This window comes from Pseudomonas putida (genome assembly GCA_041879295.1).
Taxonomy (GTDB): domain Bacteria; phylum Pseudomonadota; class Gammaproteobacteria; order Pseudomonadales; family Pseudomonadaceae; genus Aquipseudomonas; species Aquipseudomonas putida_Y.
Window position 1 is genome coordinate 4,591,017 of record CP047152.1, and the last position, 13,775, is coordinate 4,604,791.

At 61.9% G+C, this 13,775-nt stretch carries 13 protein-coding genes; 3 read left to right on the forward strand and 10 right to left on the reverse strand.

Annotated elements, in window-relative coordinates:
- Nucleotides 1-83: 83 nt before the first annotated feature.
- From lepB to rpoE, 6 genes are all read right to left on the reverse strand, one after another.
- Nucleotides 84-938 carry a signal peptidase I gene (gene lepB, locus GST84_21035; GenBank protein XGB14683.1) on the reverse strand — a complete coding sequence of 285 codons (855 nt, stop codon included), beginning with the start codon at nt 936-938 and terminating at the stop codon, nt 84-86.
- A 5-nt stretch (nt 939-943) separates the two neighbouring features.
- Nucleotides 944-2,743 (reverse strand): elongation factor 4, encoded by a 1,800-nt coding sequence (gene lepA / locus GST84_21040; protein ID XGB14684.1) that lies wholly within the window; start codon nt 2,741-2,743, stop codon nt 944-946.
- 180 nt (nt 2,744-2,923) lie between these two features.
- A complete protein-coding gene (locus tag GST84_21045; GenBank protein XGB14685.1) occupies nt 2,924-4,357 on the reverse strand; it encodes a Do family serine endopeptidase in 1,434 nt (477 codons plus the stop codon).
- Nucleotides 4,358-4,533: 176 nt separating this feature from the next.
- Nucleotides 4,534-5,499 carry an RNA polymerase subunit sigma gene (locus GST84_21050; GenBank protein XGB14686.1) on the reverse strand — a complete coding sequence of 322 codons (966 nt, stop codon included), beginning with the start codon at nt 5,497-5,499 and terminating at the stop codon, nt 4,534-4,536.
- Nucleotides 5,500-5,511: 12 nt separating this feature from the next.
- Complete coding sequence (locus GST84_21055; GenBank protein XGB14687.1) at nt 5,512-6,102, reverse strand: RNA polymerase subunit sigma; 591 nt, start codon at nt 6,100-6,102, stop codon at nt 5,512-5,514.
- A gap of 33 nt (nt 6,103-6,135) precedes the next feature.
- Nucleotides 6,136-6,717, reverse strand: a complete 582-nt coding sequence (gene rpoE / locus GST84_21060; protein ID XGB14688.1) for an RNA polymerase sigma factor RpoE — start codon at nt 6,715-6,717, stop codon at nt 6,136-6,138.
- Nucleotides 6,718-7,152: 435 nt separating this feature from the next.
- Between rpoE and nadB the strand changes: the two genes are divergently transcribed.
- Complete coding sequence (nadB, locus tag GST84_21065; GenBank protein ID XGB14689.1) at nt 7,153-8,757, forward strand: L-aspartate oxidase; 1,605 nt, start codon at nt 7,153-7,155, stop codon at nt 8,755-8,757.
- Nucleotides 8,758-8,874: 117 nt separating this feature from the next.
- Here nadB and GST84_21070 read toward each other — a convergent pair whose 3' ends face one another.
- Together GST84_21070 and GST84_21075 are read right to left on the reverse strand one after the other, a co-directional pair.
- A complete protein-coding gene (locus tag GST84_21070; protein ID XGB14690.1) occupies nt 8,875-9,333 on the reverse strand; it encodes a hypothetical protein in 459 nt (152 codons plus the stop codon).
- Nucleotides 9,317-9,571 (reverse strand): hypothetical protein, encoded by a 255-nt coding sequence (locus GST84_21075; GenBank protein ID XGB14691.1) that lies wholly within the window; start codon nt 9,569-9,571, stop codon nt 9,317-9,319. Before GST84_21075 ends, GST84_21070 begins: the two co-directional genes overlap by 17 nt.
- A 133-nt stretch (nt 9,572-9,704) precedes the next feature.
- Between GST84_21075 and GST84_21080 the strand changes: the two genes are divergently transcribed.
- Entirely contained in the window at nt 9,705-10,646 is a 942-nt protein-coding gene (locus GST84_21080; GenBank protein ID XGB14692.1) for a folate-binding protein, read from the forward strand.
- Nucleotides 10,647-10,701: 55 nt separating this feature from the next.
- Nucleotides 10,702-11,508: an HDOD domain-containing protein gene (locus GST84_21085; protein ID XGB14693.1), complete on the forward strand. Its 807-nt coding sequence runs from the start codon at nt 10,702-10,704 to the stop codon at nt 11,506-11,508.
- Nucleotides 11,509-11,571: 63 nt separating this feature from the next.
- Here the strand turns inward: GST84_21085 and GST84_21090 are convergent, their stop codons facing one another.
- Entirely contained in the window at nt 11,572-12,951 is a 1,380-nt protein-coding gene (locus tag GST84_21090; GenBank protein XGB14694.1) for a HAMP domain-containing protein, read from the reverse strand.
- Nucleotides 12,944-13,615 carry a response regulator gene (locus GST84_21095; protein XGB14695.1) on the reverse strand — a complete coding sequence of 224 codons (672 nt, stop codon included), beginning with the start codon at nt 13,613-13,615 and terminating at the stop codon, nt 12,944-12,946. The genes GST84_21090 and GST84_21095 overlap by 8 nt, the downstream gene beginning before the upstream one ends.
- Nucleotides 13,616-13,775: the final 160 nt, after the last annotated feature.

Genomic DNA, 13,775 nt, shown 5'->3' on the forward strand with positions numbered 1-13,775 from the left:
TGCGGCGAATCTCCCGATCCCTGAGAACACAGCCTATGTCAGAAAAGCATTCGGCGCTGTCTGCTGGACAGCGCCGATGGGTATCAATGGATCAGGCCAACCCGCGACAGGTTGGGCAAGTGGCTGAGTTTGGGCTCTGGCCAGCTCATCCACACCGCAAAAGCCTTGCCGACAATGTTCCGGTCCGGAACCATGCCGTGCAGTTCCTTGGGAATGTTCGGGTCATCCCAGAAGCGGCTATCGTTGGAGTTGTCGCGGTTGTCGCCCATCATGAAGTAATGGCCCGCAGGCACGGTCCACTGCTGGTCCGGCGGCATGCGATAACGGCTCATTTCCTTGCGGATCAGGTGCTCGGTCTCGCCGAGCTTTTCCTTGTACAGCTGAGCGCTGCCCAGGGTACCCGGCTCGCTGCCCACCAGTTGTTCGGCAACGGGCTGGCCGTTGACGAACAGCCGCTTGTCGTTGGTGTAGCGAACTACGTCGCCCGGCAGGCCAACCACACGCTTGATGTAGTTGACATTCGGGTCGCTCGGGTAGCGGAACACCATCACATCCCCGCGTTGCGGGTCACCGACCGCGATGACCTTCTTGTCGATCACCGGCAGACGAATGCCGTACGAGAACTTGTTCACCAGGATGAAGTCGCCCACTTCCAGGGTCGGCTTCATCGATCCCGAGGGGATCTGGAACGGCTCGACCAGGAACGAACGCAGCACCAGCACGATGAACAGTACCGGGAAGAACGACTTGCCATACTCGACCAGCAACGGCTCCTTGTTCAGCCGTTCGACCACCGCCATCTCGGGCTGGCTGACGCTGCCCTGATAGTTGGCGATTGCCGCACGCCGGCGCGGGGCCAGGAACAGCAGGTCGATCAAGCCAAGCAGACCGCAGATGAAGACGGCGATGACTAGCAACAGCGGGAAATTTAGCGACATAGGACCTAGCTATCCAACCTGAGCACGGCGAGGAAGGCTTCTTGTGGAATTTCCACGTTGCCCACCTGTTTCATGCGTTTCTTACCGGCCTTCTGCTTCTCCAGCAGCTTCTTCTTACGGCTGACGTCACCACCGTAGCACTTGGCCAGTACGTTCTTTCTGAGCGCCTTGACGGTTGTCCGCGCAATGATCTGGCCGCCAATGGCTGCCTGGATCGCTACGTCAAACATCTGCCGAGGGATCAGTTCCTTCATCTTCTCGGTCAACGCACGGCCTTTATAGGCCGCGTTGTCGCGGTGCACGATCAATGCCAGGGCATCAACCTTGTCGCCGTTGATCAGTACGTCCAGTTTGACCAGGTTGGCCGACTGGTAGCGATCGAAATGATAGTCCAGCGAAGCATAGCCGCGGCTGGTGGATTTGAGGCGATCGAAGAAGTCGAGCACCACTTCGTTCATCGGCATGTCGTAACGCACCTGCACCTGGCTACCGAGGAACTGCATGTCGCGCTGTACGCCACGCTTCTCGATGCACAGGGTGATGACGTTGCCCAGGTGCTCCTGCGGAACGAGGATGGTCGCGGTGACGATCGGCTCGCGGAAGTCGGCTACCGCCGAGACGTCCGGCAGCTTGGACGGGTTGTCGACGACGATGGTTTCGCCGGTTTTCAACTCCAGCTCGTAGATTACGCTTGGAGCGGTGGTGATCAGGTCCAGATCGTACTCGCGCTCCAGGCGCTCCTGGATGATCTCCATGTGCAACATGCCCAGGAAACCGCAACGGAAGCCAAAGCCCAGCGCGTCGGAGCTTTCCGGCATGTACTGCAGCGAGGAGTCGTTCAGGGTCAGCTTCTGCAGAGCGTCGCGGAAATCCTCGAAGTCGTCGGAGCTGACCGGGAACAGGCCGGCGTAGACCTGCGGCTGAATCTTCTTGAAGCCGGGCAGCACTTCGACCTCAGGGGTCGAGGACAGGGTCAGGGTGTCGCCAACCGGGGCGCCGTGAATGTCCTTGATGCTGGCGATGATGAAGCCTACTTCGCCGGCTTTCAGATCAGCAGTCTGGGTGTGTTTCGGGGTGAAGACACCGACGCTGTCGACCAGGTGCACCTTGCCGGTGGACTTGACCAGGATCTTGTCGCCTTTCTTGACGCGGCCCTGGCGCACGCGCACCAGCGAGACCACACCCAGGTAATTGTCGAACCAGGAGTCGATGATCAGCGCTTGCAGCGGTGCATCGATCTCACCTTCTGGCGCGGGGATGGTGTGCACCAAGCGCTCGAGCACCTCGTCCACGCCCATGCCGCTCTTGGCGCTGCAGGCTACGGCGTCGGTGGCGTCGATACCGATGATCTTCTCGATCTCGTCCTTGACGCGGTCCGGGTCGGCCTGTGGCAGGTCCATCTTGTTCAGGACCGGCATGACTTCCAGGCCCTGCTCGATGGCGGTGTAGCAGTTGGCTACGGACTGGGCTTCCACGCCCTGGCCGGCGTCGACAACCAGCAGTGCACCTTCACAGGCCGCCAGCGAGCGCGAGACTTCGTAGGTGAAGTCGACGTGGCCGGGGGTATCGATGAAGTTCAGCTGGTAGATCTTGCCGTCCTGCGCCTTGTAGTGAAGCGTGACGCTGTGGGCCTTGATGGTGATACCGCGCTCACGCTCCAGGTCCATGGAATCGAGCACCTGGGCTTCCATCTCGCGCGCCGTCAGGCCGCCGCACATCTGGATGAAACGGTCAGCCAGCGTCGACTTGCCATGGTCGATGTGGGCGATGATGGAGAAATTGCGGATATGACTCAAATCACTCACGGGTCAACACTCGAAAAGGCTGCGAGCCGGACGCCCGCCGAAAAATAGCCGGGAATTGTACCTTAAGCTGCTGGGTTATGGGAGATTCCTCTGTCCGACTGTACACAGCAATCATTCCCGCAATTGTGAAGATTCATGAAAAAGGGCAGCCGAAGCTGCCCTTTCGCCTTGCGAAACCGCTTATTCAGCAAGCTTGAAGGTGATGAAGCTGGCACGCCCCTGACGCAGCACGCGCATCGACACAGAACGGTTCTTCGGCAGTTCCTTGGCGATTTCGGTGAATTCCTTGGCCGAACCGATGGCCTGGTTGTTCAGATGGCTGATGACATCACCCGGGCGCAAGCCGATCATGGCTGCCGGACCATCCTGCACTTCCTTGATGACCACGCCACCTTTGAGCTCCAGAGATTTTTTCTGCTCGGCGGTCAGGTCGGCGACCGATACACCCAGGCGGTTGCTGCTGCGCTCGGCGCTGCCGTCGGCACCGGTGCCGATGTCGACATCGTCGTCCGGCAGTGCGCCAACGCTGATGTTCAGGGTCTGGCGTTTGCCGTTGCGGATGATTTCCAGCTTGGCCTTCTCGCCATCCTTGAGGCTACCAACCAGGTGTGGCAGATCGGCCGACATGACGATTGGCTGGCCGTTCATGCTGAGGATCACGTCCCCCACCTGCAGGCCGCCTTTGGCCGCCGGGCCGTCTTCCAACACCTGGGCTACCAGGGCACCCGCCGGCTTGTCCAGGCCGAACGATTCGGCCAGGTCCTTGTTGACCTCCTGAATCACCACGCCCAGCCAGCCGCGGCTGACCTTGCCGTCTTTCTTCAGCTGGTTGGAGACATCGATCGCTACATCGATCGGGATGGCGAACGACAGGCCCATGAAACCGCCAGAACGGGTGAAGATTTGCGAGTTGATACCCACCACTTCGCCTTTCATGTTGAACAGCGGGCCGCCGGAGTTACCCGGGTTGATGGCAACGTCGGTCTGGATGAACGGCACGTAGGTGTCATTGGGCAGGGTCCGGCCCTTGGCGCTGACAATACCTTTGGTCACCGAATGGTCGAAGCCGAACGGCGAACCGATGGCCAGTACCCACTCGCCCACCTTGAGCTTTTCGGAATCACCCAGCTTCACGGTCGGCAGGTTCTTGCCGTCGACCTTCAGCAGCGCAACGTCGGTGCGCGGGTCGGTGCCAACCAGCTTGGCCTTCAGCTCGCTGCGGTCCGACAGGCGGACGATGATCTCATCGGCATCGGCCACCACATGGTTATTGGTGAGCACATAGCCATCACTGGAAATGATGAAGCCCGAGCCCAACGACTGCGCCTCACGCTGGCGGTCGCCGCGCGGCGAGCGCGGCTGCTGGGGCATGTTGCGCTCGAAGAATTCGCGGAACATCGGCGGCAGGCCTTCCAGGTCCGGCATCTGGCCTGCCGCCATTCGGCGCTCAGGCAGCTTCTGTTTGGTACTGATGTTGACAACCGCCGGCGAAGCCTGCTCGACCAGGGTGGTGAAGTCCGGCAGGGCTTCCTCGGCCTGGGCGGTGAGTACCTGGCCGAGCATCAGCACAGCAGCGAACATCATTAGGTAGGATTTCAAGCGTGGTATTGACATACGACTCCCGTCACAACGAGCGGTAGTTTGGAAAGACCCCTGCACAAAGCAGAAAAGGCCAGGCTCTTCAAAGCCTGACCTATAGAAAATTTGCCGATGGATTGCAAATGACAATGCTTTAATTTCATTTCAGGCGTATGCCCATCCGACTTGGCTCGGCATGCAAAAGCGCGCCATTACTGGCGCGCCTGGGCATCCTGGGGGCGCATCGACAGGGCGACGCGTTCTGCCGTACCCAGCGGAATTTCGCCAACCACGGTCACCATCACTTTGCCCTTGGGTGTATTCAGGCGACGCGAGACTGCCGAGGTCGGGCCTAACTGGGTGCGCATGTCGGTGCTGCCATCATCGCTCACTTGCTCGATGAATACCGAAAAACGCGCCAGGCCGTCGTCATACATCAGGCTGCTGACCGAACTGTTGCGCTTGGGATCGCGGCGCACCGAGCTGTTGACCAGCTCGAAACCGGGTGGCAGCCAGTCCGAACGCCAACCCGCAGCGGTATCATTGCTACCGGCCGCCACATGCTGCACAGGCTTGCAGGCAGCACCTGGGCGCAGGTCTGCGTCGCTGGGGATGTCATCGGTATCGAGACGGGTCATCTGGAAGCGTTCCAGCAACTGCCCCTTGTCGTTGAGCATCAACGAACGCAGCGGCAAGCCCGAGTGGCGGTCCAGATGCAATTCGAAAGCATAACGGTGCTGGTCGCGTGGAGTGAGCGTAATGATCACGGCATCACGCCCGGCGACCCGCGACTTGCCTGCCACACTCAAATCGTACCAGCCCATCAGTTTCAGCGGATCAAGCACACGCGGTGCGGTATCCGACGGCGCCACGACTCCGCTGGCCAAGGCCCCGCTGACGCACTCCACCTTGCCATCCACGCGCACGATTTCCTGGGCGGCGCCATCAAGCTGCAACAGCCGCTCGCTGACTTTGCCGCCCTCGACCCTGTGCCAGATGTCGTGGGAGGAGAAACTGCCATTGCGTTCGTAGACGAACGACCCTTGATAGCTCTGTTTTTGCTCGGCCTGTGCCAGCCTGTTCAACCACTCACTCGCCTCGGGCGAAGAGTTGGCCGCCAATGCTGGCACCGTCATGCAGCTGCCTATCAGCAGCGACAGGAGAGGTAGCGCGCGCATGATCCTCCTTACTTAACGGTTTTCCAGGCTGGCGGCGCGGGCATATGGCAATGCGGTTTCAGTGCCCTTGAGCGCAGATTCCTGAGCATGCTGGCGCAGGTAGCCTGGCAGACGCTGATCCCAGCCGGCCTGGTTCTGCAGCACACCATTGGCCATTGGCCCGGTCGGTTGCTCACTGCTCTCACTATAGCCTGCCAAAACGGCCGGGCCTTGCGTTTGTGGCACACTCAGGCCTTGCTGGACAGGCTGCTGGGCAGCAAGCTCGGCCCCAGTGATCTCGTCCTGGTTGTACATACGCACACCCGCCAGCACCGCCACGGTAACCGAGGCAGCTACCGCCAGACGGCCAATGCTGCGCCAAGGGCCTTTCTTGACCTTGGCTGGCACGGCTTCGTCAGCCAGCGCAGCAGAAACCGCCGAGGCGATATCCAGGTTAGGCAGCAGCAGTTCCTTGTGCATGGCTGCACGGGCAACCTGGTAACGCGACCAGGTGGCACGGGTTTCGGCTTCGTCGACGGCGTTCAACACCCGACGTAATTCCAGTTCATCCGCTTCGTTATCCATCACCGCGGACAGCGATTCCTGCAAAGCTTCACGACTCATGGCGGTTCCTCTCTTGGCGCTGTCGCCGCTGTCTCAGGTTTCCTGCAACAACGGCTGCAGGGCTTTATCTATGGCCTCCCGAGCGCGGAAGATTCGAGAGCGCACGGTACCCACCGGACATTGCATGACACTGGCAATGTCTTCGTAACTCAGACCGTCGAACTCGCGCAGCGTCAATGCCGTACGCAGGTCTTCGGGCAGTTGCTGGATGGTGCGATGGACAGTGCCTTCGATTTCATCCCGCAACAACGAGCGCTCTGGGGACTCGAGATCCTTGAGGCCATGATCGCCGTCGTAAAACTCCGCGTCCTCGGAGCTCACATCACTGTCTGGCGGCCGTCTTCCACGGGACACCAGGTAGTTCTTCGCCGTGTTGATGGCGATGCGGTACAGCCACGTATAAAACGCACTGTCGCCGCGGAAGTTGCCAAGCGCACGGTAGGCCTTGATGAAGGCTTCCTGTGCTACATCCTGGGCCTCGTGGGTATCGTGAACAAACCGCACGATCAACCCGAGAATCTTGTGCTGATACTTCAGCACCAACAGATCGAAAGCTCGCCTGTCGCCGCGCTGCACGCGCTCGACAAGCTGCTGATCCTCTTCCTGGGTTAGCATGAACACTCCTCAGTGAACTCGAAGGAGCGTTGCATCAGCCATCGTTCAGGCTTGCAACCATAGACTCGGGCTTTGCGCAAAAGTTCTCCCCTCCAAGCAAGTTTCCTGCAGCCCTTTGTCGGCTTGCACGGAAGACGCGGCGCGGTCACAGCCGGCAACGTCGATAATCAGGTTTCAAATACGCAGGGGTAAAGCCCGGAAAGGCCTGCCGCCCTGCGTCGCCGCGGCAAATTGTGGCGTACGGGCAGCCTTCATAGGATTTCCGGCCATGTCGGAAAGTTCCCACAAAGGTTGTCGCAACCTGGCAAGTAGCATGGAAATTGGCCACCCGGGGCTGCTATAAAGGCATCCCGACACGTTTAACGATAGTTTCACAATGCCATCCGCGCGTGACCATTGTGCCGTGCCCCTCCCAAAGATTACTAGTGTCCCGACATGAGCCAACAATTCCAACATGATGTCCTGGTGATCGGCAGCGGTGCCGCCGGTCTCAGCCTGGCACTTAACCTCCCCAGCCACCTTCGCGTAGCCGTGTTGAGCAAGGGCGACCTGGCGAACGGCTCGACCTTCTGGGCCCAGGGCGGCGTCGCTGCCGTACTGGACAATACCGATACTGTGCAGTCGCATGTCGAGGACACCCTCAATGCCGGCGGCGGGCTGTGCCATGAAGATGCAGTGCGCTTTACCGTCGAGCACAGCCGCGAAGCGATCCAGTGGCTGATCGAGCAAGGCGTACCCTTCACCCGCGATGAGCACTATAGCGTCGACGATGGCGGCTTCGAGTTCCACCTCACCCGTGAAGGTGGCCACAGTCACCGGCGCATCATCCACGCCGCCGACGCTACCGGCGCAGCAATTTTCACCACGCTGCTGGAACAGGCTCGCCAGCGCCCGAACATCCAGCTGCTGGAGCAGCGGGTGGCGGTCGACCTGATCACTGAGCGCCGCCTGGGGCTACCCGGCCAACGCTGCCTGGGCGCCTACGTGCTCGACCGCAATACCGGCGAGGTAGACACTTTCGGCGCGCGCTTCACCGTGCTGGCCACTGGCGGTGCGGCCAAGGTCTACCTCTATACCAGCAACCCCGATGGCGCCTGCGGCGACGGTATCGCCATGGCCTGGCGGGCCGGCTGCCGGGTGGCGAACCTGGAATTCAACCAGTTCCACCCCACCTGCCTGTATCACCCGCAGGCCAAGAGTTTCCTGATCACCGAAGCCCTGCGCGGCGAGGGCGCCCTGCTGCGCCTGCCCAACGGCGAACGCTTCATGCCGCGCTTCGACCCACGCGAAGAGCTGGCCCCACGGGACATCGTGGCCCGCGCCATCGACCACGAGATGAAGCGCCTGGGCGTGGACTGCGTATACCTGGACATCACTCACAAGCCTGCGGACTTCATCAAGAGCCACTTCCCCACCGTGTACGAGCGCTGCCTGGCCTTTGGCATCGATATCACCCGTCAGCCGATCCCGGTGGTGCCAGCGGCGCATTACACCTGCGGCGGAGTGATGGTCGACGATTGCGGCCACACCGACGTGCCTGGCTTGTATGCCATCGGCGAAACCAGTTTCACCGGCCTGCACGGCGCCAACCGCATGGCCAGCAACTCGCTGCTGGAATGTTTTGTATATGGTCGCGCCGCCGCTGCCGACATCCAGGCGCACCTGGAGCAAGTGGCCATGCCCAAGGCCCTGCCCGGCTGGGACGCCAGCCAGGTGACCGACTCGGACGAGGACGTGATCATTGCGCACAACTGGGACGAACTGCGGCGCTTCATGTGGGACTACGTCGGCATCGTACGCACCAGCAAGCGCCTGCAGCGGGCCCAGCACCGCATTCGTCTGCTGCTGGATGAAATCGACGAGTTCTACAGCAACTACAAGGTCAGCCGTGACCTGATCGAGTTGCGCAACCTGGCGCAGGTGGCCGAACTGATGATCCTGTCCGCCATGCAGCGCAAGGAAAGCCGTGGGTTGCATTACACACTGGATTATCCGGGGATGCTGGACGAGGCCAAGGACACCATCCTTAGCCCGCTCTGAAACGGCGTCGCGGCCTTCGCGGGCTCGCCCGCTCCCACAAAGGGTTAACTGCCTTGCAGTTTTGCGCAGTACCTGTGGAAGCGGGCGAGCCCGCGAAGAATCCGACCCGGCCTTGATCTATGCCCGGCCCACCGCGGCCCAGCGCCGCCGGCTGAACTTCAACCGCACCCGCAATCGCCGATGCTCATCCGGCCCCAGCGCATCCCCCGGTACGCACTGGCTCTGCCCCAACCACCGCCCCGCCCGCTCAAAGCGCAACACCACCAGCCCAGGCAAAGCCAGGCTATCCCGGCACAAGCACACTGACTGCCACCCGCAGGCACGGCTGAACACCTGCCAGCCCCGCACATCACGGCGCAGGCCGACAACAGCCTGGTCATGGGTCAGCAGGATACGTCGGGGAATGGCCCAGCCAGCGTGGGCCGTGCAGGCGGTGACAACCGAAATGGCCAACCACCCGGGCAGCGGGCTCGCCCACACGGCAAGCCACGCCAGTACCTGACAAGCCAGGTAGGCCGCCAGCAGCAGGCGCGAGCCTTGCCAGCGGCACTCGAAGCATTCACTTGGGCTGGACACGGTCCAGAATGATGCGGACCATGCGCTGCAGTTCCGGGTCTTCGGACTCGGTGCGCTCCATGAACCAGCCGAACATGTCCTGATCCTCGCAGCTCAAGAGACGCACGTACAGTTCACGGTCGGTCTCATTGAGGGTGGGGTAGACTTCCTGGGTGAAAGGCACCAGCAGTACGTCCAGTTCCAGCATGCCGCGGCGGCTGTGCCAGAAAAGCCGGTTGAGTTCAGTTTGTTCGACCATGGGGCCCTCCTCGAATGGGCCGCCAGTATACAGCCAGGCGCGCGAAGCGACACCGGGCGTTGGTCTAGTCACCTACCTATTTTGTTACCGGCGTTCTATGATGGCCGCCAGTCTTTAGCCACCGCGATGACCCATGGCCGATTCCGCTTTCTTCTGCCCCCTGTCCCACGAGGGCATCCTCGCCGTCCGCGGCTCCGATGCAGGCAAGTTCCTGCAAGGCCAGCTGACCTGCAACATCAACTATCTCAGCCAGGAATACGCCAGCCTCGGCGCCCGCTGCATGGTCAAGGGGCGCATGCAGTCGAGCTTCCGCATAGTGCCCGAAGGCAACGGCTACCTGCTGGCCATGGCCAGCGAATTGCTTGACGCGCAACTGGCCGACCTGAAAAAGTACGCCGTGTTCTCCAAGGCCACGCTGACCGACGAAAGCACCGCTTGGGCACGCTTCGGCCTGCAAGGTGGCGACTCTGTTCTGCAGGCGCTGGGGCTTGTCGTGCCCGCAGCCGCCGGTAGCACCGTGCGCCATGATGGGCTGATCGCCATCACCGCATCCGCTGGCCGTGTTGAACTGTGGGTGCCGGCGGCGAACGCAGAGCCTGTACGCCAGGCCCTTGCCGCAGCGCTGCCCGAAGGGGGTATCAACGACTGGCTGCTGGGGCAGATTCGTGCAGGTATCGGCCAGGTCATGGGCCCGACCCGTGAGCTGTTCATCCCGCAGATGATCAACCTGCAGGCCGTCGACGGCGTCAGCTTCAAGAAAGGCTGTTACACCGGCCAGGAAATCGTCGCCCGCATGCAGTACCTGGGAAAACTCAAACGCCGCCAGTACCGCCTGGCACTGGACCAGCAGGCCATTCCTGCCCCGGGCGCCGAGATTTTCTCGCCCACCCATGGTTCGTCAGTCGGTGAAGTGGTCATTGCTGCCGGCAACGGCGCGGGCTGCGAACTGCTTGCCGTGCTCAGCGCCGAGGCAGTGGAAGACGGCAACCTGCACCTGGGCAGCCTCGAAGGCCCGCGCCTGCAGGTACTGACCCTGCCTTACGAACTGGACCGCGACCGGGAAATCCAGCGCTGACCAGCCTGCCCCACCCCTGTGGCGGGGCCGCACCACCACTGCGGTAGACATGCCCATGAACAAGCTGGCCGAGTTGGTTCAAGCACAATTGCTCGACGCCATCGAAAAGGATGACCTGGTCCTGCCCACCCTGCCCGAAGTTGCCTTGAGCATCCGCGAAGCAGCGGAAGACAGCGAGATCAGCGTAGCGGCCCTGAGCAAGGTGATCGGTCGCGACGCGGCCCTTTCAGCGCGCCTGATCAAGGTCGTCAACAGCCCACTGCTGCGTGCTGCGGTCGAGGTTACCGACCTGCACACCGCCATCACGCGACTAGGCATCAACTACAGCTGCAACCTGGCCATCGGCCTGGTGATCGAGCAGATTTTCCATGCCCGCTCGCCGGCAGTCGAGCAGAAACTGCGCGATATCTGGGCCAGTAGCCTGGAAGTGGCGGGCATCAGCTACGAAATCTGCCGCCGCTTTACACCTCTCAAGCCTGACCAGGCCACCTTGGGTGGGCTGGTCAACCAGATTGGCGCGCTGCCGGTACTCATCTATGCCGAAGAGCACAACGAACTGTTGTCCGACCCGGTTTGCCTGCATTACGTGATCGAGCAACTCCAGCCCGTGCTGGGGGACAAGATCCTCAAGGCCTGGGAGTTTCCGGAGCAGTTGGTCCACCTGCCAAGCCAGGTTCATGACCTGGACCGCCAGACGGACAAGATCGATTACATCGACATCGTGCAGATCGCCCGCTGCATCAGCCAGCGCGGGCGCCACCGGCCATTGGCTGCGCTACCGGCTTACCGCCATCTGGGGCTGCCGTTTGGCACCGAGCTGGAGGTCGATGAACTGCTGGAAGCGCGGAGCATGTTGCGCTGAGCTGTAACAGCCTGCCAGGGCCTTTTCGCGGTGAACCGCGAAAGGGTCGACACAGGCAAGCCATCAATCCGCTATAAAACTCACCCGTACCCGCAACCCGCCCTTCTCACCATCATGCAGGCTCACCTGCGCCAGGTGCGCCCGACAGATCTCGCCAACGATCGCCAGCCCTAACCCACTGCCCTGCGCGCTTCGCCGGTAGAACCGTTCGAACACACGCTCGCGCTCGGCCTCGGGAATACCTGGCCCGTCGTCTTCCACTTCCAGCACTGCCGGCGCCTTTACCCGCAAAATCACATTGCCACCCGCTGGCGTATGCGCCAAGGCATTGTCCACCAGGTTGCTCAACAACTCGTTGAGCAACGTCGGCTCCCCTTTCAGCCATACCGGCGCCTCGGCCTCCAGCGCCAGCGCCACCCCGCGCTTGTGCGCCAAAGGCGCCATGGCCATGCCCAGCTCGCGGGCCAACTGGCTCAAATCCAGACGCTGCGCACCGCCTTCGGCGATTGCCCGTGCGCCATTCTCGACCCGCGCCAACGACAACAACTGGTTGGCCAGGTGAGTCAGCCTGTCGGTACCCTGGGCTGCAGACTCCAAGGTCTGCCGCCACTCCTGTGGCTCGGCCGAGCGCAAGCCCAGCTCGACACGTGCCTTCAACGCCGCCAGCGGCGTTCGCAGTTCGTGGGCCGCGTCGGCAATGAACTGCGCCTGGCGCTCGAACTGGCCGCGCAAGCGCTCGGTAAAGTGGTTCAAGGCACGCACCAGCGGGCTCAGCTCACGCTGTACCTGTACCACCGGCAACGCTCGCAAGTCGTCCGGCTGGCGTTCTTCCACTGCTGTGCGCAGGCGCTCCAACGGCCGCAACGCGGCACTCACGGCAAACCACACCATCACCAACGCCCCCAGTGCCAGCATGCCCAGGCGCAGCAGGGTATCGGCCATCAACCCTCGGGCCATACGCACCCGCGCTTCCTCGGTTTCGGCTACGCGGATTTCTGCCATGCCGTTCATGTTCGGCTCGCTTACCGGCTTCAGCAGGCTGACCACACGAACGTCCTGACCAAGGTAAGTGGCGTTGTAGAACCGTGCCAATGCCGGATAGTCATCGGTGCGCGGTGTGCCAGGCGGCGGTGGCGGCAGGTTCTCATAGCCAGAAATCAGCCTTTGCTTGATATCCAGCACCTGATAGTAAATGCGCCCCGCACTGTCATAGGCGAACGTGTCCAGCGCCACGTAAGGCACATCCGCGCTCAACGAACCATCGCGCTGCGACAGGCCCGCGGCGATGGTCCTCGCCGAAGCCAGCAGGGTGCGGTCGTAAGCGGTGTCGGCGGCCTCGCGGCCATTCCAGTAGGCGCTAAGGCCGCTGGCCAGCATCAGCACCACCAGCAACAGTGCCAAATTACCCAGCAAGCGCCCGCGCAGGCTGCCGTTGTCACGCATCGCGGTGCTCAAGCAAATAGCCCAGACCGCGGAAAGTGACGATGGCCACAGGGTGCCCGTCGAGCTTCTTGCGCAGCCGGTGAATGTAGATTTCGATGGCATCAGGGCTGGCTTCTTCGTCCAGGCCAAACACCTGGGCAGCCAACTGCTCCTTGCTCATCACTCGGCCAGGACGAGCGATCAGCGCTTCCAGCACACTCTGCTCGCGCGAAGTCAGCGCCAGGTTGTCGTCACCGAGGGTGAAGCGCCGGGTGTCCAGGTCATACACCAACGGCCCACAACGTTGCTGGCGCTCGCCACCGAGCACACTGCGGCGCAGCAAGGCCTTGACCCGCGCCTCCAGCTCGGTCAGCTCAAACGGCTTGGCCAGATAATCGTCGGCGCCCAGGTTCAGGCCATGGACCCGGTCCTTGACGTCGCTGCGCGCAGTCAGCATCAGCACTGGCAAGGTCTTGCCACGACCTCGCAAGCGCGCCAACACCTCAAAGCCGTCCATGCGCGGCAGGCCGACATCCAGCACGGCCACGGCGTATTCCTCACTGGCCAGCGCCAAGTCGGCCGCCACGCCGTCATGCAGCACATCTACGGTCAGGCCATGGCTTTTCAAGGCCTGGGCCACGCTTTCGGCCAGTTGCAGGTGGTCTTCGACCAGCAGCACACGCATCGGGTTCTCCCTGCTCGGGTGGGACGGTGGCGCGGAGTGTACCGCTGTCATCACGCCTGTGAAGCCCCTCGTGACAAACCTTTCACGCTGAAAGGTTAGCGAAAGGTTCGTTGCCTAGCATCGCACCACGGTCGCCCTTCGCGCCGAAAAAAGCACCAGC